At 36.0% G+C, this 21,090-nt stretch carries 20 protein-coding genes; 10 read left to right on the forward strand and 10 right to left on the reverse strand.

Features of this window, described 5'->3' with window-relative positions; genetic code table 11:
- Window positions 1-126 precede the first annotated feature (126 nt).
- The 4 genes from JKP34_RS15325 to JKP34_RS15340 all read right to left on the reverse strand — a co-directional run bounded on the left by JKP34_RS15325 (window position 127) and on the right by JKP34_RS15340 (window position 4,416).
- A complete protein-coding gene (locus tag JKP34_RS15325; RefSeq protein ID WP_201923396.1) occupies window positions 127-888 on the reverse strand; it encodes a hypothetical protein in 762 nt (253 codons plus the stop codon).
- On the reverse strand, window positions 885-1,319 hold the full coding sequence (locus JKP34_RS15330) for an ABA4-like family protein (protein ID WP_201923398.1): 435 nt from the start codon (window positions 1,317-1,319) through the stop codon (window positions 885-887). Before JKP34_RS15330 ends, JKP34_RS15325 begins: the two co-directional genes overlap by 4 nt.
- Before the next feature lie 44 nt (window positions 1,320-1,363).
- Window positions 1,364-3,136 carry a sodium:solute symporter family protein gene (locus JKP34_RS15335; RefSeq protein ID WP_201923400.1) on the reverse strand — a complete coding sequence of 591 codons (1,773 nt, stop codon included), beginning with the start codon at window positions 3,134-3,136 and terminating at the stop codon, window positions 1,364-1,366.
- A gap of 62 nt (window positions 3,137-3,198) precedes the next feature.
- Window positions 3,199-4,416 (reverse strand): bifunctional alpha/beta hydrolase/OsmC family protein, encoded by a 1,218-nt coding sequence (locus JKP34_RS15340; RefSeq protein ID WP_201923402.1) that lies wholly within the window; start codon window positions 4,414-4,416, stop codon window positions 3,199-3,201.
- A gap of 275 nt (window positions 4,417-4,691) precedes the next feature.
- Between JKP34_RS15340 and JKP34_RS15345 the strand changes: the two genes are divergently transcribed.
- The gene (locus JKP34_RS15345) at window positions 4,692-5,087 is read left to right on the forward strand and encodes a TerB family tellurite resistance protein (protein ID WP_201923404.1); all 396 of its coding nucleotides are present in this window, start codon (window positions 4,692-4,694) and stop codon (window positions 5,085-5,087) included.
- Window positions 5,088-5,137: 50 nt separating this feature from the next.
- On the opposite strand, the gene JKP34_RS15350 is transcribed toward JKP34_RS15345, so the two are convergent.
- A complete protein-coding gene (locus JKP34_RS15350; RefSeq protein ID WP_201923406.1) occupies window positions 5,138-5,899 on the reverse strand; it encodes a tetratricopeptide repeat protein in 762 nt (253 codons plus the stop codon).
- A 103-nt stretch (window positions 5,900-6,002) separates the two neighbouring features.
- Between JKP34_RS15350 and JKP34_RS15355 the strand changes: the two genes are divergently transcribed.
- Window positions 6,003-6,569, forward strand: a complete 567-nt coding sequence (locus tag JKP34_RS15355) for an acyl-CoA thioesterase (RefSeq protein WP_201923408.1) — start codon at window positions 6,003-6,005, stop codon at window positions 6,567-6,569.
- Window positions 6,570-6,609: 40 nt separating this feature from the next.
- Here JKP34_RS15355 and JKP34_RS15360 read toward each other — a convergent pair whose 3' ends face one another.
- A complete protein-coding gene (locus JKP34_RS15360; protein WP_201923410.1) occupies window positions 6,610-7,017 on the reverse strand; it encodes a hypothetical protein in 408 nt (135 codons plus the stop codon).
- 243 nt (window positions 7,018-7,260) lie between these two features.
- Here JKP34_RS15360 and JKP34_RS15365 point away from each other — a divergent pair, with 243 nt between their 5' ends.
- From JKP34_RS15365 to JKP34_RS15375, 3 genes are all read left to right on the forward strand, one after another.
- Window positions 7,261-8,616: an aminotransferase class I/II-fold pyridoxal phosphate-dependent enzyme gene (locus tag JKP34_RS15365; RefSeq protein ID WP_201923412.1), complete on the forward strand. Its 1,356-nt coding sequence runs from the start codon at window positions 7,261-7,263 to the stop codon at window positions 8,614-8,616.
- Window positions 8,617-8,930: 314 nt separating this feature from the next.
- Window positions 8,931-11,375: an outer membrane beta-barrel protein gene (locus tag JKP34_RS15370; RefSeq protein WP_201923414.1), complete on the forward strand. Its 2,445-nt coding sequence runs from the start codon at window positions 8,931-8,933 to the stop codon at window positions 11,373-11,375.
- 187 nt (window positions 11,376-11,562) lie between these two features.
- Window positions 11,563-13,002 (forward strand): trypsin-like peptidase domain-containing protein, encoded by a 1,440-nt coding sequence (locus JKP34_RS15375; protein WP_201923416.1) that lies wholly within the window; start codon window positions 11,563-11,565, stop codon window positions 13,000-13,002.
- 53 nt (window positions 13,003-13,055) lie between these two features.
- On the opposite strand, the gene JKP34_RS15380 is transcribed toward JKP34_RS15375, so the two are convergent.
- On the reverse strand, window positions 13,056-14,027 hold the full coding sequence (locus JKP34_RS15380; RefSeq protein ID WP_236665023.1) for a zinc dependent phospholipase C family protein: 972 nt from the start codon (window positions 14,025-14,027) through the stop codon (window positions 13,056-13,058).
- A gap of 201 nt (window positions 14,028-14,228) precedes the next feature.
- Between JKP34_RS15380 and rpsT the strand changes: the two genes are divergently transcribed.
- The 4 genes from rpsT to JKP34_RS15400 all read left to right on the forward strand — a co-directional run bounded on the left by rpsT (window position 14,229) and on the right by JKP34_RS15400 (window position 16,703).
- On the forward strand, window positions 14,229-14,483 hold the full coding sequence (gene rpsT / locus JKP34_RS15385) for a 30S ribosomal protein S20 (protein ID WP_201923418.1): 255 nt from the start codon (window positions 14,229-14,231) through the stop codon (window positions 14,481-14,483).
- Between the two features lie 98 nt (window positions 14,484-14,581).
- The gene (gene radC / locus JKP34_RS15390; RefSeq protein ID WP_201923420.1) at window positions 14,582-15,286 is read left to right on the forward strand and encodes a RadC family protein; all 705 of its coding nucleotides are present in this window, start codon (window positions 14,582-14,584) and stop codon (window positions 15,284-15,286) included.
- 13 nt (window positions 15,287-15,299) lie between these two features.
- A complete protein-coding gene (locus tag JKP34_RS15395; RefSeq protein WP_201923422.1) occupies window positions 15,300-15,668 on the forward strand; it encodes a hypothetical protein in 369 nt (122 codons plus the stop codon).
- A 126-nt stretch (window positions 15,669-15,794) separates the two neighbouring features.
- The gene (locus tag JKP34_RS15400; protein WP_201923424.1) at window positions 15,795-16,703 is read left to right on the forward strand and encodes an oxidoreductase; all 909 of its coding nucleotides are present in this window, start codon (window positions 15,795-15,797) and stop codon (window positions 16,701-16,703) included.
- 73 nt (window positions 16,704-16,776) lie between these two features.
- Here JKP34_RS15400 and JKP34_RS15405 read toward each other — a convergent pair whose 3' ends face one another.
- The 3 genes from JKP34_RS15405 to JKP34_RS15415 all read right to left on the reverse strand — a co-directional run bounded on the left by JKP34_RS15405 (window position 16,777) and on the right by JKP34_RS15415 (window position 19,500).
- Window positions 16,777-17,157: a hypothetical protein gene (locus tag JKP34_RS15405; protein ID WP_201923426.1), complete on the reverse strand. Its 381-nt coding sequence runs from the start codon at window positions 17,155-17,157 to the stop codon at window positions 16,777-16,779.
- An 80-nt stretch (window positions 17,158-17,237) separates the two neighbouring features.
- A complete protein-coding gene (locus tag JKP34_RS15410; protein ID WP_201923428.1) occupies window positions 17,238-18,026 on the reverse strand; it encodes a TIGR02757 family protein in 789 nt (262 codons plus the stop codon).
- Window positions 18,019-19,500 carry a LysM peptidoglycan-binding domain-containing protein gene (locus tag JKP34_RS15415; RefSeq protein WP_201923430.1) on the reverse strand — a complete coding sequence of 494 codons (1,482 nt, stop codon included), beginning with the start codon at window positions 19,498-19,500 and terminating at the stop codon, window positions 18,019-18,021. The genes JKP34_RS15410 and JKP34_RS15415 overlap by 8 nt, the downstream gene beginning before the upstream one ends.
- A gap of 236 nt (window positions 19,501-19,736) precedes the next feature.
- Between JKP34_RS15415 and JKP34_RS15420 the strand changes: the two genes are divergently transcribed.
- Window positions 19,737-21,089 (forward strand): NfeD family protein, encoded by a 1,353-nt coding sequence (locus JKP34_RS15420; RefSeq protein WP_201923432.1) that lies wholly within the window; start codon window positions 19,737-19,739, stop codon window positions 21,087-21,089.
- Window position 21,090 lies beyond the last annotated feature (1 nt).

Raw genomic sequence — 21,090 nt, forward strand, 5'->3', positions numbered from 1 at the left:
ATTAAAACACTATACACTTGAAATTAACTTCTGAGTCCGTTATTGAAAACAACCCAGTAATATGTAAATAATAAATGCTTACATGAAATAGACCCGTTTTCGAATCTTATAATACTTTAGCCATTCTTAAAAAATACTGTTACCTGCAAGTGCATTATAGTAGACCAAAAAACAGCTAGTAATATAAACCGCCATAAACAGCATTAACAGCCAGGTTTTCTTCAAAATATAATATCCGACAAAAGGGAATACCTGAAGTGCATGAATCCCAATAAAATGGGCAATTCTTAAATCGCCATAATGCTTACTCCAATTTAAAAATGGAATACCTTCGCCCCCATCATTAGCTCCAACAGTATGTTGTAGCTGGTTAGCCATTTCAAAAGCTTGAAATGAGAAAATCACAAAAGTGACAATACCAATTCTAATACCCCAGAGATAAGCCTTTGGTAATTCTTTTAATTTAAAATAGAAAAATTGACATCCTATAAATGCCGTCCATGCTACTAATATGCTTATGGCAATACCCATGAGCATAAACATTATTATGGTAAAAGAAGACTCGGTGTTAAAGTGAGATAAAGTACCCCTACTTGCCTGCAATACTATATAAATATTTTCAAAGCCGAAGAGCAATATCACCATCCATCCGAAAGCCTTATTCAGTTTTTTGGTTGGCAAATACCTAAGATACCACAGCATCGTCCAGCTGAAAATGGTTGCTGAAATAAAAAACTTTGAGGGTTTTGTATACGCGTTAATTCCTAATACCTGGGTTTTAATAAAAATCATCCCCAAAAGGCATAAAACAAACGCTATTATATTAAACCATCCGAAATAATAAAGGGGCTTATGCTCATTTCTTAATTCCTCTAAAGTAGCTCTCATTGATAGTCTTCAAAGTATCTTTTGGTATAAATACTTCTTATTATGATGTAAAGCAGTAAACCGGTTGGCCCTAACATAAAGGTTAGAAACAAGCACGGAATTAGAATAAAACGGTTGACTCCATACTTCTGGGCATTATTAGTAATGAATAAACCTACCATTAAATCAAACGCTAAGTAATGAACCCAGCCTGCTAACAAGGCTATTTCATTTTGAAACATAGTAGCTATACCTGAAAGAGAACCAAAGCTTTCCATTGCATCAGCATCAAAAGTTTGGGTTATTAAAAAAACATACAGAATTGCCAGCCCAACCACTACTATGCCCAAGAGTAGTTTTTTAACTAACTGACTAAAAGGAAAAATTAACAATACCACCCAACTTACAAGTGCGATAGTATTTACGGTTGAAAATAAACTAGCATTATCCATTTTTTAATTTATAAAATTAGGATGATAAAATGCTACTAATACTTCTATTTCAGCTTCGGATATTGCTTAGTTACATAAAGTACTGTTGCGATAACTACCAGAAATAAGCATGATGCTGTGAGTAAATCACCATAAATAACAAGTCCTGTGGCGAAGAGGAAACAATAAACTCCTATACAAGCAGCCACCATACAAAGAATACCAATAGGTACTTTCCACTTCCCTTCAGCTGAAGGATAAATAACTTCTTCAGTAGCCGCATAAACCCGTTTCCATCCGGGTCCACCTGGATTAACCTTCTTAATAAAATCTTCAAGCTTTTTGGGATCTGTTTCTGGGCTAAGGTAACTCACCACTATCCAAACCACCGTAGTTAAGCCTACACCCATTACGAGTTCCTGCCAAGCAGCAAATGGTTCGAAACCTAGGTTCTTATGAACAAACCCGAAATAAAGGGCTATCAAGAAACTGAAAATCATTGCTGATATTTCACTGTAAGCATTCACACGCCACCAGAACCATCTTAAAATATAAATCAAACCAGTTCCGGCTCCAATCTGAAGTAGTATCTCAAATGTCCTTAAAGCGTTTTCTAAATACAGGGCTAGGATCATACTGATAATCATAAGAATCACCGTAAACACTCTTCCTGCATTAACATCTTCTTTTTCACTGCTACCAGCTTTAATAAATCTTTTATAGAAATCATTTACCAAATAGGAAGCTCCCCAATTTAAGTGTGTTGAAATAGTGGACATATAAGCTGCAATCAATGAAGTAACTACTATTCCCAATAATCCGGCAGGAATAAAGGTAAGCATAGCCGGATAACCCATATCATGACTGATAATGCCTTCAGTATTCGGAAAAGCAGTTTTAAAACTGGCTAAATCAGGAAACACAACTAATGAGCAAAGCGCTACAATAATCCATGGCCACGGTCTTAAAGCATAATGTGCAATGTTAAAGAATAGCACTGCCTTTATCGAATTATCTTCATCTTTGGCCGCAAACATCCGCTGGGCTATATAACCTCCACCACCCGGTTCAGCTCCAGGATACCAAACACTCCACCATTGCACTAAAAGTGGTATTAGAAAAATCATTAGAAATAATTCAGGCTGATCAGGCGAAGGAAAAAAGTTGAGTTTATCGACTACATTTTCATGATGCAATAAATTATTGAGCCCATTTACTTTCGGATGATTAAGCGCTACAATAGCCGCAACAATAGCGCCCCCAATAGATAAAAAAAACTGTAAAAAATCAGTGATGAGCACACCTCTTAAACCACCCAATGTACTATACAATACTGTGATAGCCCCAGCAATTACTACCGTTTGTAAAGGAGTTAAGCCAAGTAAAACTCCTCCTATTTTTATGGCAGCTAAAGTGACCGATGCCATAATCATTACATTAAAAAGCAGTCCAAGGTACACTGCCCTAAACCCTCTCAAAAATCTCGCAGCCTTACCACTGTAGCGCAATTCATAGAATTCCACATCAGTAATTACTCCGGACTTTTTCCAGAGGCGTGCATAAACAAACACTGTTAGCATGCCTGTAAGTAAAAAAGCCCACCATGCCCAGTTTCCGGCTACACCATTTTGTCGAACGATATCTGTTACCAGGTTAGGGGTGTCCGTAGAAAAGGTAGTTGCTACCATTGAAACACCTAAAAGCCACCAAGGCATTTTACCTCCGGCAGCAAAAAACTCTGAAGCACTTTTGTTTTTACGGGAGGTAAAAATTCCTATTCCAAGTGATATTAATAAGAAACCTATAACAAAAGACCAATCAAGGGTAGTTAGTTGCATATTCCACTTTTAAAATAGTGGTGAATATATAAAAATATTAAATGCTTTAAAGCTTACTACCGCTAATCTGCCTTGTATTTGGTTTCTACCTTAATATCACTTTCCAAAGTTTTATGAACAGGACATCTGTTGGCGATGCTGATCATTTTCTCAATTTGATCTTTGGTTAAATCGCCCTTAATCTCTATTTCGCGATCAAAGAAAGATATCTTAGCATCATCTTTTCCTGCTTTCACATCCTTATCATGCCTTTGTTCATGATTTACATGAACCAGCACTTCTTCAACAGGCCATTTTTTGTGATTGGCATACATTCGTAATGTAATAGCTGTGCAAGCCGCCAGAGAAGATGTGAGTAACCCATACGGGGTAGGTCCATAATTATTGCCTCCAATATCTTCGGGCTCATCAGCTATAATGTGATGTCCTTCGGTTACAATTTGAGTCGTAAGTTGATCTTCCTCACTTCCAATTGCAGCAACTGTTTGTGCATCAGTTTCTAATTCAGAATCTTCCGTATTTTCAAGGTACCTATCGGCCCAGACAGCAATTATTTGCCCGGCATAAATACTATCCTTTGCATTTTGTAACAAATGATCAGCTCCATCTAAAGAAACAAAACTTTTAGGATGGTGCGCTTTCAGATAGATATCCTTGGCGTTTGATATATCAACAATCTTATCTTGAGGAGAATGCAGAATCATAACAGCCTTTCTCAGATTCTCCAATCCTTTGGACTCATTATCCTTTTTTAAGTCATCAATAAATTGAGACTTAATCTTAAAAGGTCTTCCACCAATATTCACTTCTGCCACGCCTTTCTCCTTTACATCTTCTATCTTATCTTTTATTAAATGCAAAACATGATCAGGATGTGATGGTGCACCAATTGTTGCTACGGCCTTTACAGATTTTATTTTACCGGCAGCTAAGAGAACAGCTGCTCCGCCTAATGAATGTCCCACCAAAAGTTCAGGAGCTTTATAGTTTTGAGAGAGAAAATCACAAGCTGCTAACAAGTCTTCCAAATTCGATGAAAAGTTAGTGTCAGAAAAGTCACCTTCACTTGCCCCTAAACCAGTGAAATCAAAACTTAAAACAGCAAACCCATACTGGGTCAAGCCAAGAGCAATATTTTTTACTGCATTAAAATTCTTATTACAGGTAAAGCAATGTGCAAAAACAACATAGGTATGTGCTTTCTGATCAGCCGGTAGGTTAAGGTGTCCCGATAATTCACCTCCTTGAGAACCTGGAAAGGTTACTTTTTCTTTCTTCATAGAACGGATGTCTTATTTAACTAAAGATATTCATATTGAAGCTGAAACAGAAGAAAGATGTTTGAAATCTAAACATGTTTTGAGGCGATAAACTAAAACAAAAATATTTTTAGCTGCTTTTATTTAGGCTGACTTTAATTTTAATTCAAAAATTACATTGAACAGCTAAGCCCATGATATTTTGAAAAGTATTGTTATATTTATTGGCAATACGTTAAAAATCGTAGTCAGTATTTGAATAACCTAAAACTTTAACCAGGTCAAACGCTAAAATCATGCTAAAAGAACAACTAAAAATTTTGATTAAACTAGCCACTATTGATAATGAATTGGCTGATAAAGAAGCTAACCTTATTGAAAAAATTGGTAAAGCTAATGGTATAACTGAGGATGAGATTTATGCCATGATGAAAAATCCGGAGCCTATCCAAAACCTGGAGACTTTATCAGACGATCAGCGTTTTGAATATTTGTATAACATTATTCAATTGATGAAAATAGATGGTAAGGTGTACAAAAGCGAGATAGTTTTCTGCCAAGAGATTGCAGAGAGACTTGGTTATAAGAAAAAAGCTGTTTCTGAATTATCTAAAGGAATATTTAGTGATCCGAGCATCACATCTGACAGAGATGAACTTAAAAAACGATTAGCTAAATACTCTATCAAATAATAAAAAAAGCTCCTAATAAGGAGCTTTTTCTTTTATAGAGCTATTAATACCTAAAATTCCGAATCATAAAGTTCTTTGCCCTTCCTTATAAACTTTTCATCAACTAGCACATACATTTCTCGCGGAGCTCCTTTCATTAATTTTATCAGTACTTCTTTTGCCTCACTATCTCTATCTTCATTAAGCAACATTTTAGCGTAGTAATAAGCGTTAGCAGTATGTTGAGGAGCAATTTCATAGGCTTTAGTCAACATCTCTTCTGCTTTCTCATCTGATGGCCAGGTAAGTACAAAAGGAATATCAGGTGCTTTTAAATGAATTCCGCCCAATAATCTTAATGCTCCAGCTTGGTGATACTCCGGATCGAGTTCAATAACCTTCTCACAAATGGTTTTCACTTCATCTAAAATACCTTCATCAGCAGCTTCGGTGATAGGAATTAAATCACCCCAACGGGAGAAATTAGCAATATACCAGTAAAGTACACCCGCATCATTAGGATACATTTCTTTGGCCTTCTCACCAATGTCTATTCCTTTTTTATAAGTAGCTCTGGCTGTTTCATCATCAACACTTGTCCAACTACCTTTAAATTCATACGCTTCTAACAAGCCTGCATATTTTTCAGGAGAATCCTTTGCTTTCAGGTAATATTCAATTGCTTTGTCCACATGTATAGGGTCAGCCATTCCCTCGGACATTTTATCATACCTCTTGGCAAATTCCTTCTCAGCTTTTTCCAGTTCTGAGGATTGGTGATTGAAAGGTACAATTGTGGTAAATAAAAAAATAAGGGGGAGAAAAATTTTCATAATTAAAAAGTTTAATAATTAAACTAGCAATTGGCGGAATTGTTAAAAGAGACTTTCAATTTGATAAATTGTATATTGAAGTTTTAATCAAGAAAAGTGAAAAATGAAGGATATAAACATAGGTGGAGCTAAATCTGTAGATTATTCACGAACCACTATTACTGAACTGATGATTCCATCTTACGCCAACTTTGGCGGAAAAATACATGGTGGCATATTGCTATCGCTAATGGATAAAGTAGCTTATGCATGTGCTTCCAAACATAGTGGAGCTTATTGTGTAACTGTATCTGTGGACAATGTAGATTTTCTACAACCTGTAGAAGTAGGTGATTTAGTTTCTATGCTTGCCTCAGTTAATTATGTAGGTAACTCAAGCATGGTAATAGGCATTAAAGTGATAGCTGAAAATGTTAAAACAGGTATTGTAAAACATACCAATACAAGTTATGTAACCATGGTGGCTAAAGATGAGGATGGCAATTTAGAAACTGTGCCTCCCCTTCTTCTAAAATCTTCAACAGATGTGCGCAGATTTACAGAGTCTATTAAAAGAAGAAAGTTGAAAAAAGATCTTTCTCAGGCAATGGATGAAGAGAAGAACAGATTCAATTTAGATGCAGAAATTAAACTTTTAAATAATCAAAGGTGTGAATTAAAATTAGATTAAAGTAAAAGGCTGATGAAATCCACCAGCCTTTTCACAATGCCTATTGCTTACTTTTAAGCCATTCTTTGGCATCATCTAAACTTTTGAAAGTCGCCATTTCTAAAGCACCACCTATCTTTACATTTAACTCTTTAGCTGACATTTCCGAGAAAGTATTGGCAGAAACTATGTGTGCATAATATTTTAAACCAGCCTCTATTACATTCGGAATTAAGTAGCTTTCAATCCATTCAAGTGCTTGAGTCCATGGTCCCGTTGATTTACTGTCATCATTTAATAAAAAGGCACATTTGGTTTTTTTCACGAGTTGTAGATAATCTTCACCCCATGATTTCATGGCGTCTACATTAGCATAACCTTCCCAGTCGCAATAGATCCAGTTGTTTTCTTCTTGGTATTCAGTAGTACAAATAACTCTGTCAAGGTTATTTTTGGTTTGAAATTTCATGAAAATTTGGTTTTAGTTGAAACATTGTCCGATTATACAAAAAAAAGACGGTTTTGCATTCCCCTTGTAAGCTTTTCAGCAAGAATAAACGCTTTCATAACTAAGCGATTATATAATTTTAGTTTATTACAACAATTTTAATTAGCAACACTTTAAATAGTATAGTAAAAGCATATTTTTACTGTTCATGATGCTTTTAAAAAAATAACAAGTACCATGAATTTAACCAAAACCCAACTTACAATGTCAGACAACAAAACCTTTCAGAAGGCTTATCATCTTTTTGAAGAAGATTACCTCGACCATCTGTTTTTTGAAGTATCACCTGAAGGTGATATAGATGCCAATAAATACTCTCTATACAATTTCACAGGTGATCCTAAACTGGAACACGCAGAGTGGGCTTCTCGCATTGATATGATGAACAGCTGGTTTACCGATATGAGAAGAAAAAACAGATTTTTATATGAGCGCCAGTCACAAAATGGATCAAAAGTATTGACCAAAGTAAAAGACCCTGACACAGGTGAAATCAGGGAGATGCTAAATTTCGCTTCCAATGACTACTTAAACATGACGCAAAACCCTGAAATATGGGGTAGAATACAACGCGAATCGGTAAAATATGGCTCAGGAGGAGCAGGAGGCGTCCCCCTGCTAAGCGGCTCAATGGATATTATTGAAAAACTCCAGATCAAAATTGCTGAAATGAAAGGTATGCAATCTTCCATAGTGTACAGCTCTGGTTATGGTGCCAATTATGGAACAATTTCAGCTTTGATTGGAAAAAAAGACATAGCCATATACGATATGTTTGCGCATGCCAGCCTCATAGATGGTAGCAGAGGTTCAAATAAGAAATTCTTTCAGCACAACAGCCCTGAATCCCTTGAGAAAGTTTTAAAGAGTGTGCAAAACGACTACATCAATAAATTGGTTATTCTGGATGGGGTGTATTCCATGGATGGAGATATTGCCAGATTGCCCGAAATTTTAGACGTTGCACATTTTTATGGTGCCTGGGTTTTAGTAGATGAAGCTCATGCCACCGGGGTTATAGGTGAAAACGGAAAAGGAACTCTTTCACATTTTAATTTAGAAGGTAAAGTAGATATTGTAACTGGAACCCTGAGCAAGGCTGTTGGTTCAGTAGGAGGATATGTAACCGGCTCAGAGAAACTCATAAATTACCTCAAATATACGAGTCGGTCTTATATGTTTTCAACATCTCCTTTTATACCTTCTGTAATAGCTTCGCTTCAGGCGTTGGAATTAATCACAGATAATAAAGCTCCAATTGATGCGCTTTGGAAAAATATCCATTATGTAAAAAAACGACTGCAGGATGCCGGTTTTGACATCGGAAATGCCGAAACGGCCATCTTCCCTATTATTATAGGAGATGACGTGCTTGTAAAAGAAATGACATATAGGTTGCATGAAAAGAATATTTTTGTGAATCCGGTACCCTACCCTGCTGTACCACGCAAGTTAACCCGCGTGAGACTATCCATAACAGCAGGCTTTACAAAAGAACAGCTCAAATACACTATGGACACCATAGTAGAAATAGGAAAAGAGCTGAAAATTATTTCATAAAGCAAAATTCATCTCTTATTAATGCTCGGAACAGACTTCTGTTTCGGGCATTTTTTATTTAAAGTGTTCGCAATTATTTGCACCTACTGTACATTTATGAACACTCATTTCAGTCATTTCTAAAAATTATTCCATTTATACCAACTAAGCCCCACTTATGGAATATGGCACATCCTGTGCATCTAACTAAGCCAAATGAACATCATACTATTAAGCCATGAACATGAAAACTCTTATTTGTTAGGTGGGGCTTCGCGAACCTCACCTGACATCTCAAGGGCTGATAGCTCATACTTATTAAACAAAACCTACTCATGACAAACTTAATTACACGACACACATTTTTGATGGCAACATTAGGATTTCTTTTGTTGTCGGCATTTAGCAAAGCACAAACTGGCCAGGTTACTGGTTTATTGACGGACAAAGATAATCAAGCCGTACCATTCGCGAATGTAGTATTATACTCACTGCCTGACAGCAGCATGATTACAGGATCAGTTAGTAGCGCTGATGGTAATTTCATGGTAAAAGCACCTTTTGACAAAGCCTTTTTTCTTAAGATATCTGCTGTTGGTTATCAAACCTTTCAATCAGCCAAGTACACTTTAAGTGCATCTAACCCCATTCTTCAGTTAGATAAGATTGAAATGACTGATGACCTGGCAGTATTAGGCGAGGTGGAGGTTACAGCATTAAGACCTCAAGTAATGATGGAAGCCGATAAAATGGTGGTATCTGTTGAAGGTACTGCCTTGGCCGCAGGTTCTTCAGTATATGAAGTTATTGAGAAATCTCCTGGTGTATTTGTCGATCAGGACGGGAATATTCAGCTAAATGGAAAAGAAGGAGTTCAAATAATGATCGATGGCAGATTAACCTATCTTTCAGCCGAAGATTTAAGGTCTATGCTTCAAGGTATGTCCGCAGAGAATCTTAAGAATATTGAAATAATTACTAATCCGTCTGCCAAATACGATGCACAAGGTAATTCAGGAATTATTAATATCACACTTAAGAAAAATACCATAAGAGGTGTAAATGGAAGTGTAAACGCAGGTGCCAGATATAACGGCTTATTAGGATATGAAACAGGTGTTAGAATTAATCATAAAAAAGGTAACTGGAACAGCTTTGTAAATGCCGACTTGTCTCAAAGAACCAGACTAAGAGATGCACATCTTTATAGAGTTGTACGCGATACAGAGGGCAATCCTTCAATCTTTGATCAGGATGGCCACCAAGAAAACATCCGATTAGCACCTACAATCAGACTAGGTACTGATTACGATTTTAACGACAGACAATCTTTAGGTGTAATGTTTAATATCTACGCTCAGGATGCTGTTGATCAGTTTGATTTCAATACTTTATTAACAACTAATAATATTGATACTACCCTTATCACCAACAACAATATAAAAAACAGATTTATGCATTCCAGGGCTAATATTCACTATACCTATAAGCTGGATACAAATGGAACAAAAATCTCAACAGACTTCAATTTTATTAGGTTAGCCAATCAAGGGAACTCTACATTTGCTAACGAATATTACGTAGCTGGTGCTCCGAACAACCCAGTAAAATCTGATCTGTTGAAGACAGACAACCCCAATTCATATGACATCTACTCCGGTCAAATTGACTTCGAAACGAAATTATTTAAGAAATACAAAGTTGAAACTGGAGTAAAAGCTAGTTCTGTTACTTCAAATAATAACCTGAAGTTTTATGAAATAGTAGATAATCAAAGCCAATTTGATGAGAACAGATCTAATCACTTCATTTACAGTGAGCAGATTCTGGCAGCTTACACAAGCATTTCAGGAAGAATCAATCCGAAATTATCATATCAATTAGGGTTAAGAGCTGAGCAAACTTATTCAGAAGGAGAATCTATCACTAAAAATCAGGTTACTCCGAGAGACTATTTCAACTGGTTCCCGAGCGTATTTGTGCAACAGACTATTTCTGATAATTATCAGGTTAACTACAACTATAGCAAAAGAATTGACAGGCCTGATTACGACAATTTGAATCCATTTATTTTTTATCTGGACCCTAAAACTACTGCTCAGGGCAATCCGTATTTAAGGCCGCAAATTTCGCATTCATTTGGCGTTACTCAAACATTTTATAAGCAGTTTAATCTTGTATTAAATGCGTCAAAAACAAGTGATGTAATTACTGAAATACCATTTCAGAATGCGGAAGATGGCACCACAGTTTTCATGCAGGAGAACATGAGCCAAAGTTATAATTATTCAGGAACTGCGGTAATACCATTTCAACCTTTCAAGTGGTGGGGCATCAACAATAATGTTACTGTTTTTCATCAGGATTTTGAATTTACCATCGACAGCATCAAAAGGGAAAATAAACAAACTACTTACATGCTTAGAACTAGCAATACATTTTCTCTCCCAGGAAAGTACAGAATAGAATTAAATGCCGATTACCGTTCTGGTTTGGTATGGGGAGTGTATGAAATTGATGCCCAATGGGGTATTGACTTAGGTTTCAAAAAATCATTTTTTGATGGCAAACTGGACGCCTCTTTGAATTTCTCTGATGTCTTGAGAACAAGACAGTGGCATGGTAACTCGAATTTTGCTGGAAACATCAATGACATAAATCAATATTTTGGGCAGCAAAGTGTCGGCTTCTCATTAAGATACAAATTCAGCAAGGGTGAAGAGTTTAAGGCGCGTCAGAGAAATACAAATCTTGATGAATTAAATAGAGCCGGAGGCTAATAAAGACAAACAAAGAATTGAGAATCTATTCTTATAATTTTTGTTTAGGTTGAAAATGATTGAATGATGAATATTCTTTGTAAGGCTAGCCAGAATTGGTTAGCCTTTTTTCATTTTATGATAACTTAAGATGCATTCATTCGTTTTCTTTGCAGGTCAAAAAAATAAATCAAACTTTTAAACTATCATGACAAAGAATTTAAAGACTTTACTTTTAGGCTTTACAGGAGGAGTTTTGGGTGCTTTGTTAATTTTTCAATTACTACCTCCAACTTCTGAGCAGAACATTTCTAATAATAACAATTTAACGCCAGCATTTGCAGCTTATGAAGTAGATAGACTGCCAGAAGAAAAGATAAGTAAGCTCCCTGGGGAAAATTTTGTAAAAGCCTCTAAACTAAGTACGGAGAGCGTAGTCTACATCAAAACAGTTTCAGAAAGATATGGAAGAACGTCATGGTTGGAGTTATGGCTAGGCGGTGGAGGAGCCATGCAACAAGTAGGTTCAGGCTCAGGCGTAATCTTTAAAGAAAATGGTTATATCCTTACAAATAACCATGTTATTGATGATGCCGATAAAATTGAAGTAGTAATCAAGAAAAGAATTTACGAAGCTAAGCTCGTAGGCAGAGATCCCTCAACTGATTTAGCCATACTAAAAATTGATGCTAACAATTTACCAGCCATTCAAATAGGCTCGTCTAAAAATGTGGAAGTAGGTGAATGGGTACTTGCTGTTGGTAATCCTTTTAATTTGAATTCAACAGTTACTGCCGGTATTGTAAGTGCCAAAGGTCGTGAGTTAAACATCTTAAAAAGTAATTTCCCGATTGAGTCATTCATTCAAACGGATGCAGCCATTAACCCCGGAAACAGCGGTGGTGCATTAGTTAATGCTGAAGGTGAACTAGTAGGGATTAATACCGCTATAATTTCGCAAACAGGCTCATATGCTGGTTATGGCTTTGCCGTTCCTATTGACATAGCCAAGAAAATCGCTAATGATATTATCGAATATGGCGCTGTCCAAAAAGCTTTTATGGGTGCGGATGTTACGGCATTAACTCCAGAAAATGCTGATAAACTTGGAACTGATGATTTAGATGGTGTTGTGGTTAGCTACCTGCAGCAAAAAGGAGCCGCTGAAAAAGCAAATATTCAGAAAGGTGATATCATCAGAAGTATAAATGGTGAGAAAATAAGTTCGAATGCTGATTTTGAAGAAAAACTCAGCTTAAGATCACCAGGGGATAAACTTTACCTCACAATAGAAAGAAAAAACAAAACCTTAGAAAAACAACTGGTGCTAACCAATAGCGAAAATACAACTCAACTGCTTAAAAGAGATGCTTTCTTTTCTAACTCATTAGGTGCAGAGTTTGAGGCTGTGCCTAAAATGGAACAAAACCTTTTAAATATTAGCAGTGGGGTTAGGGTTGTAGATGTAAAAAATGGATTCTTCAGCAGATTAAATATCGATGAAGGATTTATCATCACAGAAATCAACGGAAATGAGGTTAGTGATCCTAAAAAGCTTGCCGAAATATTAGAGGAAATTAAAGGTAAAGTGATTATTAAAGGGATTAACAAAAAAGGTATTAAGGGATATTATTCTTTCTATTTTTAATTTTTAACAAGTTAGTCAAAGTACTCCAAATAGGCATTGATAATAGGTTATGATCAATTATCAATGCCACTTTCATGATTTCTCAGCTTCAAATCTTTATCTTCTTCAACTAGAATCTCTTCTATCACGAAGTCATTAGAATTAAGATCCGATAAATCTGGTTGACCTGCATTAACCCAGGCTGTATACCAAAAATCACCTACCATTTTAATGGCTTTTCGCATTTGCCGCTCCACTTGCCCTGAGAGCATTTTATGATAAGCTCTTGAAAAATCTCTGGAGTAAACCTTTGTGTTTACATTACCTCTCATTTCAGAGCTATATTTTTCATCTTGCTGATATCTGGCCGTGAGTTCCTTCTCATACGTTAAAACTGAATCGAGTGCAGCATGTGACTGCTCTACAGCTTGCCATATATAAAGTTGAGTATTTTCAATATAGGTCGCCTGGCCAATGAAGAAATCATAGTCTTGCACGTATAACTCGGGCAACCTTGATTCCCAAAACCCATGTATACCGTATTGACCTGTTAATTGCCCATTGTAATTTTCAGTGGTATGAAGAGGTACATTAGCATCAGCAATGTAATGGCCTAAATCGGCTGATAAACGAAGAATCCTTTCCCTGTCCTTTTCTTTAAAAGCCTCAGTGAGTTGATAAGCAACTAAGTTTACATGCCACGGAACAATGCCATAAGCCTGTAAAGAATCTTCCCCATACTGTTTAACGGCATCAAACCAGTATCTGGGCATTTTGTAGATAGCGCTATCACCATAAACATCTATATCGATATAATGCCTTGGTGCCTCTTCCTTTACAGCGTATCTTCTCTTATCAGGATTTACCGCATTCTCAGTGATATACTGTATATTATACTTATAGAAGCCAATCATCTCAGGCGGAAGCGTGAAAACTGCAGTTCTATTTATCTTCTGATGGGCATAAAAACCCCATAATATCCTATGAGCAGATAAAGCCAAAAAACAGATCAAAGAGATTAAAAGTATAAATCTTTTTACAATCATTGGATCATAATTTACTACAAAGTTATATAAATTTGTATTGTATTTTCAGGACTTAAATCTGGAAATCAACAACATAGACACAATACTGCTATACTGTAAATATTCGCAGAAATAGTAAAATCATTTTGTTAGATTAAACTATTCCTTTTATATTTGCAGTCCGAAAAAGGAAAGCAAGATTTCAATTGATAAATAAATAACATGGCAAATCACAAGTCAGCATTAAAAAGAATTCGTTCGAGTGCATCTAAGCGTTTACGTAACAGATATGCAGCAAAGACTACTCGTACTTATGTTCGTAGATTAAGAGCTACAACTGACAAGGCGCAGGCGCAGGAGTTGTTGAAAACAGTTACCTCAATGTTGGATAAATTGGCTAAGAAAAATATTATCCATAAGAAAAAAGCTGACAACAATAAGTCAAAGTTAGCTAAGCACGTTGCTACTTTAGGATAAGTACTAGCTGTCAGAAAATATTTTGAGAGCCTCAGCTAAAATAGTTGAGGCTTTTTTAGTTTACTCTATTTAACTATCTTCTACTATTATTTATAAGAATGGAAGAGACTTATCCTGACAAACTACAAAATATAAAACAGTGGGCCGAAGCTGACAGACCAAGAGAAAAGTTAATGACCAAAGGAAGGTCTGTACTTTCTGAGGCAGAATTAATTGCCATACTTATAGGCTCTGGCACCAAATCATTATCCGCTATAGATGTAGCCAAGAATATTCTTGCAGCAGTAGATAATGACTTGAATGCCTTGGCAAAATACACTGTTAAAGATTTAATTAAGTTTAAGGGTATTGGTGAAGCAAAAGCCATTAGTATTGTAGCAGCCTTAGAGCTAGGCAGAAGAAGAAAAGAAAGTGAAGTAGTTACTAAACCTAAAATTACCTCATCACAAGCTGCTTATGAAGTATTAACGCCTTATCTGCTTGATTTGCCACATGAAGAGTTTTGGATCATCCTTTTAAACAGGGCTAATCAGGTAATTGCACTCAAAAAAATTAGCAGTGGTGGTATTTCAGGTACAGTAGCTGATGTGAAAATGATTTTCAAAGAAGCCCTTGACGAGTTGGCGTCAAGTATTATTTTAGCACATAATCATCCGTCAGGAAACAATCAACCTAGCCAGGCGGATATTAACTTAACTGCAAAAATGAAAGAAGCTGGTGCCATACTAGATATTGCTGTTTTGGACCACATCATTTTTGCCGATAATAAATTTTTTAGCTTTGCCGATGAGGCAATGATGTAAAAGCACATTAGTTATGAATAACGATCCAGAATTAAGCGGAAAATATTTAGGAACAATTACTGAGGATTTTGCCCTCGTGTCGGATACTTTGAAAGAAGCTGCTTATGCAGTTCGCAAAAGAAATTTCTCTGATTACCCAATATTCCCTATCTGTAAAGTTGAACAGCCTATTGGTCAGTTGCTTTTAGCATCCGCTGAAATGAACTTAAAATGGAACTACAACATCACCTATCTGGATGAGTTTGTAAACCGTAAAATCATAGCTGAAGATAAAGTAGAAGAGTTTAAGAGAAATTATAAGGACCCAGATGAGTTTTGTTGCTTATTTGTGATCGATAATGACTTCACCAACTTTGTCTTTATTCCCTATCCTGAAGATTGATGATAAATTGATTTTCAGTATTTGATAGATTTATTTAACTAAATAGCTTAAATTATAGTCAATAAGAATCTGTAAACCAGATCCTTAGTCAGGTTAAAAAATTTAAGCATCCTTAGTAAGTGAATCATGGATATAATAGAAGAACTTCCTTCCCAAAGCGGGCGAATTTTTATCGTTACTGGAGCCAATGCCGGATTAGGTTTTGAAACTGCCCTTGCACTCGCTAAGAAGAATGCGAAGGTAATAATGGCTTGCCGTAACGCTGATAAAGCGAATAAGGCCATTGTTAAAATTAAAGAAGAAGTTTCTCAAGCGGATTTAGAATTCATGCAGATTGACCTAAGCAGCATGGATTCTGTAAGAAAGTTCGCTAAAGAATACCAATCAAAATATGACCGATTGGATGTTTTGATTAACAATGCGGGAGTAATGATGCCTCCCTACTCCAAAACAACCGATGGCTTTGAACTGCAATTTGCCGCTAACTATTTAGGGCATTTTCTTTTAACGGGTTTATTGTTGGACAATCTATTAAGCACGCCTCATTCCAGAATAGTCTCTTTAAGTTCATTGGTTCATAAAAACGGACAAATAAACTTTAATGATCTGCAATCTGAGAAAAGCTATTCGGCCTCGGCTGGTTACAGTCAATCCAAACTGGCTTGTTTAATTTTCGCTTTTGAGCTTCAAAGGAGATTAGAGAAGGCAGGCCATAGAACAATCTCAATTGCTGCTCATCCAGGAATTGCTGATACTGAACTAAGTCGTCACTTCCCGAAATTCTTATACTATTTAGCGAAATATACAATAGCCCCTTTCCTCACCCATTCACCCAAAGAGGGTGCTAAACCAACATTATTAGCCGCCTTAGGAGAGGCAGAAGGTGGAGAATATTTCGGTCCAACAGGATTCAATGAATACAAAGGAAAGCCTGGTAAGGCCACCTATACAACTAAAGCTCAAGACAAAGAGCTGGCCGAAAAACTCTGGAAAGTTTCAGAAGAGCTGGTCGGAATCAAATATCTTGAGAATTAGTATATCCAATTTTTTACACTGAAGTTTATTGCAATGCTTTACTGTTTTATAGATAGCAATTATCAAGTAGGCGTTAATTCATTTCTTTTCTAACCCAAACTTCATCATAAACGAATCGGACCAATGTATCAGCATTGGCTATCCTAAAACCATCGGCATCTTCATTTAGTGATTCATTTTCATAAATCAGATAAACTTCCTTATCACTAATGCTATAGGTAGCTTGCCAAACAATATCATTTCCACCGATTAAAACCTCTGCTTTATTATTTTCATGAAATTTAACCCATTGGGTGCAACTGAATTCTAGATTACCGTCATTAGAGCAATTATCATATGTATGTTCAAAATAAGCTCCTTCTAATTTGAGCTTTGAGCTAATTACCTCATCAGCATCATCCATACATGATGCAAGCAAAAACATTACAAATATTACGGAAAGGTATTTTTTCATGAATAGGTAGTTATTACTATACAGATTAATAGACACTTAAAAACTAGTTTTAGTTGCCTTAGTATAATAAATTTTAAAATTTATTTAGCATAGTTTTCTACCACTCCTAAGCCAAAAAGCGCAAAATCATATCTTACTGGATCCGATGGGTCAAAAGCTCTTAAAGCCTCCGTTAATTCTTCAGCTGCTTTCCAATCAGCTTTTGTTCTTTGCATTAAACCAAGATATCTTGCCACTCTTTCAACATGAACATCGCAAGGACAAATTAACACTGCCGGATTAATATTCTTCCATATGCCAAAGTCTACTCCTTTATCATCCTTTCTTACCATCCAACGTAAAAACATGTTAATACGCTTACAGGCTGAGTTTCTGGCAGGAGTAGCAATATGTTTCCTTGTTCTTTGAGGAGCATTTTCATCCGAGAAGAAAAACTGATGAAACTTTATAAGTGAATTCTTTATAAAATCCTCATTAATTAAACCCTCCCAGTTGAGAAACGCTTCCTCTAAACTTTGATGTTTTTGATAATACTGCTGGAAGAAATGGATGAAATAAAGGGTATCAGTAGGATTAAATGTTCTATGCTTAAAGTTCAAGAATCTTTTTAAATCGGACTCTTGATGGTTTAATATAAAGTCATGCGGAGCATTGTCCATTAAAGCAAAGAGTTCTTTGCATTTATTAATAATGGTAACCCGCTGCCCCCACGCAAGAATAGCAGCTATAAAACCTGATATCTCAATATCTTGCTGCTTAGTAAACTGATGAGGAATACTGATGGGGTCTAATTCTATAAAATCTGGTTGATTGTAAACTTCAACTTTATGATCTAAGAAATCCTTAAGCTCAGTTTTATCATTAATCATTCAAAGGCAGGTAACTAATCTCAACAGGAAATTTGTAATCAACTCCGCCAAGTCTCTGAAATGCTTTCTTTGAGATTCTAATAATTACCTTCTCGTCAACTCCAGTATCAGGTAATTTACCAAGTACTCTCACAAATACTATTTGATCGTTCAAATCATTTCTTACTTGCATGATGGTGCCAATTTTAGCAGTTCTATGGAGTGCAAGATACTTTTCCGTATTATCTGATCCTTCAATTACTTCTGCCACACCCTTTTCAACTACTTTTTCAATTTTAGGGATATCTTCCTCTTCAACTGTAAAATAAGCTTTAGTATCTTGCTTTTGCTTATCTGAGGCCATATTAACCACATCTACTGTTGGCGTTTCTTCCTTTTCTTTATCAACTTCATTTTCTACTTCTTCATCCACTACAAAGGCATCTGGATTTTTGATGTAAAGCTTTTGGCCAAGACTCAATTGGTAATTATACAGGTTATTCCACTTTCTTAAATCTTCTATAGCTATATCATATTGCGATGAAATGCTGTAAAGCGTTTCACCTGAAGCTACAGTATGTATTTTTTCATCATCAATTTTAGAATTTCCTTTCTTTTCATCAATGTTATCTCTTGTTTGAGCCGTATTAGCTTCCGGAGCAACAATCTTAATCACTTCCCCACCGGCAAATGGTTCTTCAAAAACATTCCAATTCTCAACATCAGAGAGGAGTAAATTATATTGATCAGCAACATCAGCGTAGGTTTCTCCCGCTTTTGCTACGTGAAATTTCTGAACAGACGCACTTTGTACAGGCTTATCTTTAGTTGCGGCTATGTTATCCTTATTACTTTCCTTGTCCTCTTTGACTTTCCTTCTGATGACTAGTTTCTGCCCCACTGAAATCTCGTTAGAACTTAGGTTATTCCATGCCTTTATAGATTCTTGCGGTACATCATATTTTCGAGAAATGCCATAGATGGTTTCTCCCACATCAACAGTATGTACCAAATCTTTGATAGAGGTTTTACTCTCCCTAGGCTGTTTAGTAGCTTTTTTACCCACGATTAACTCTTGGCCTAGGGCTAGTTGATTGCTGGTTAGGTCATTCCATTCCTTTAGTTGATCAACAGATACATTATATTTTTTAGAAAGTGAATAAAGTGTTTCCCCAGATTTAACTTTGTGTCTTTTTGAAGGTTCCTTAGCCTGACTATTTTGAACATCTATTTTAAGTGGGATGTACAATATGCGGCCAATCTGATCTATTGCATAACCATCTTTTTCTGCTTCATTATTTTCTCGAATCGCTTCTACAGAAACTTGATAACGCTTACTTAATGCGTACAAAGTCTCTTTTGGATCAACTTTGTGAACTATAAATTTCTTCCCTTTAATAGTTTCTACCCTTAGGGAATCTATGGCAGAGAACGAACTTTGACTAAGAAAAAGGAAAGTCAACAAAAAGATTATGGTCAAAAAGGATTTATTCATACTGATTTTTTAAGCTTTGAAGTTAAGCGCTTATTCAACTACAAAATTGCTTATTTAGTTGATGATGTAAAAATAAAACAAAGAAGAAAAAGAAGCTTTCTTAAGCTAGCTTCTCTAATCAATTTTTTAAACGCTATAACATTTAAAGGATTATAACTGATTTTCAATTAAATTAATGAAATAGCTTTATTGTAGCTTAAAAGCTAAACTACTAAATTGAAATTTAATTCGTTAGCATGAAGCATTTTGTATTGGTATTTTTCTTTTCCCTCATAACCTTTCCTGACCAAATTATAGGCCAATCCATTGACTCTTCTGAAAAGAAGGTTTTTGTGATGGAGATAAGGAGTGAGATTGATGCCAGAAGTAAACGTTATGTTGATCTGGCTTTGGAAGAAGCCAAGAAGGCTCAGGCAACACACATCATAATTGATATGAATACTTATGGTGGTGCCCTGTACGATGCTGATGAAATCCGAACTGCCTTACTTCAGTTAGAAATACCAGTTTATGTATACATCAATAAAAATGCAGCCTCTGCCGGTGCGCTGATATCAATTGCTTGCGACAGTATTTATATGGCACCAGGAGCCAGCATCGGTGCTGCAACAGTAGTCAACCAAACTGGTGAAGCCGCACCTGATAAGTACCAAAGCTATATGCGCTCCATTATGCGCTCAACTGCTGAGGCTACCGGCAGAGATCCTAAAATTGCTGAAGCCATGGTAGATGAAAATTTAGTAGTTGATAGCATTTCTGAACCGGGACAAGTGATTACATTTTCTACGGCAGAAGCCATCAAATACGGGTTCTGTGAAGGTGAAATGGCTAGCCTTGATGATGTGCTCTTCGAATTAAACCTTCTGAATAGCACACGAATCGATTACAAAGTATCTACCACAGAAAAAATAATATCTTTCTTCATTAATCCATTTATAAGTGGAATATTAATACTCATCATTTTAGGAGGTATCTATTTTGAATTGCAAACACCTGGTGTAGGTTTCCCTATAGCTGCCTCTATAATAGCTCTAGTGCTATATCTTGTACCTTATTATTTAAATGGCTTAGCGGAAAACTGGGAAATACTGGCTTTCGTCATCGGGCTGGTGCTAATAGCTTTAGAAATATTTGTCATTCCAGGTTTCGGTATATTCGGAATACTAGGACTTATCCTTACACTCGGCTCTTTAGTGTTTATGATGCTTAATAATAATTTCTTCGACTTTGAATTTGTACCGAAAGAAAATATTATGCAGGCATTAATCACTACGCTTTTGGGCCTCTTTGGTAGTCTGGTACTCATGTTTATAGGAGGAGTACGTTTGACTCAAACAAAATATTTCAAAAGAATAGCGTTACAAGACACACAAAATAGTGCTGAAGGTTACTCTTCAAGATTTATTGAGAAAGGATTTATCGGAAAAACTGGAACTGTATATTCAGTTTTAAGGCCTAGCGGTAAAGTAGAAATTGAAGGAGACTTATACGATGCTTATACAAGAGGAGAATATTTAGAACAAGGTGAACAAATTGAGGTAATTGAAGAGAGTGGCACCAGCCTTCGTGTAAAAAAGAAATCAAACTAAG

The sequence above is a fragment of the Marivirga atlantica genome (assembly GCF_016734805.1).
In the GTDB taxonomy this organism is placed as follows: Bacteria; Bacteroidota; Bacteroidia; order Cytophagales; family Cyclobacteriaceae; genus Marivirga; species Marivirga atlantica.

Coding starts and splice junctions, on each gene's coding strand:
- JKP34_RS15325 (WP_201923396.1), bottom strand. CDS start 888: ATGAGAGCTACTTTAGAGGAATTAAGAAATGAGCATAAGCCCCTTTAT.
- JKP34_RS15330 (WP_201923398.1), bottom strand. CDS start 1,319: ATGGATAATGCTAGTTTATTTTCAACCGTAAATACTATCGCACTTGTA.
- JKP34_RS15335 (WP_201923400.1), bottom strand. CDS start 3,136: ATGCAACTAACTACCCTTGATTGGTCTTTTGTTATAGGTTTCTTATTA.
- JKP34_RS15340 (WP_201923402.1), bottom strand. CDS start 4,416: ATGAAGAAAGAAAAAGTAACCTTTCCAGGTTCTCAAGGAGGTGAATTA.
- JKP34_RS15345 (WP_201923404.1), top strand. CDS start 4,692: ATGCTAAAAGAACAACTAAAAATTTTGATTAAACTAGCCACTATTGAT.
- JKP34_RS15350 (WP_201923406.1), bottom strand. CDS start 5,899: ATGAAAATTTTTCTCCCCCTTATTTTTTTATTTACCACAATTGTACCT.
- JKP34_RS15355 (WP_201923408.1), top strand. CDS start 6,003: ATGAAGGATATAAACATAGGTGGAGCTAAATCTGTAGATTATTCACGA.
- JKP34_RS15360 (WP_201923410.1), bottom strand. CDS start 7,017: ATGAAATTTCAAACCAAAAATAACCTTGACAGAGTTATTTGTACTACT.
- JKP34_RS15365 (WP_201923412.1), top strand. CDS start 7,261: ATGTCAGACAACAAAACCTTTCAGAAGGCTTATCATCTTTTTGAAGAA.
- JKP34_RS15370 (WP_201923414.1), top strand. CDS start 8,931: ATGACAAACTTAATTACACGACACACATTTTTGATGGCAACATTAGGA.
- JKP34_RS15375 (WP_201923416.1), top strand. CDS start 11,563: ATGACAAAGAATTTAAAGACTTTACTTTTAGGCTTTACAGGAGGAGTT.
- JKP34_RS15380 (WP_236665023.1), bottom strand. CDS start 14,027: ATGATTGTAAAAAGATTTATACTTTTAATCTCTTTGATCTGTTTTTTG.
- rpsT (WP_201923418.1), top strand. CDS start 14,229: ATGGCAAATCACAAGTCAGCATTAAAAAGAATTCGTTCGAGTGCATCT.
- radC (WP_201923420.1), top strand. CDS start 14,582: ATGGAAGAGACTTATCCTGACAAACTACAAAATATAAAACAGTGGGCC.
- JKP34_RS15395 (WP_201923422.1), top strand. CDS start 15,300: ATGAATAACGATCCAGAATTAAGCGGAAAATATTTAGGAACAATTACT.
- JKP34_RS15400 (WP_201923424.1), top strand. CDS start 15,795: ATGGATATAATAGAAGAACTTCCTTCCCAAAGCGGGCGAATTTTTATC.
- JKP34_RS15405 (WP_201923426.1), bottom strand. CDS start 17,157: ATGAAAAAATACCTTTCCGTAATATTTGTAATGTTTTTGCTTGCATCA.
- JKP34_RS15410 (WP_201923428.1), bottom strand. CDS start 18,026: ATGATTAATGATAAAACTGAGCTTAAGGATTTCTTAGATCATAAAGTT.
- JKP34_RS15415 (WP_201923430.1), bottom strand. CDS start 19,500: ATGAATAAATCCTTTTTGACCATAATCTTTTTGTTGACTTTCCTTTTT.
- JKP34_RS15420 (WP_201923432.1), top strand. CDS start 19,737: ATGAAGCATTTTGTATTGGTATTTTTCTTTTCCCTCATAACCTTTCCT.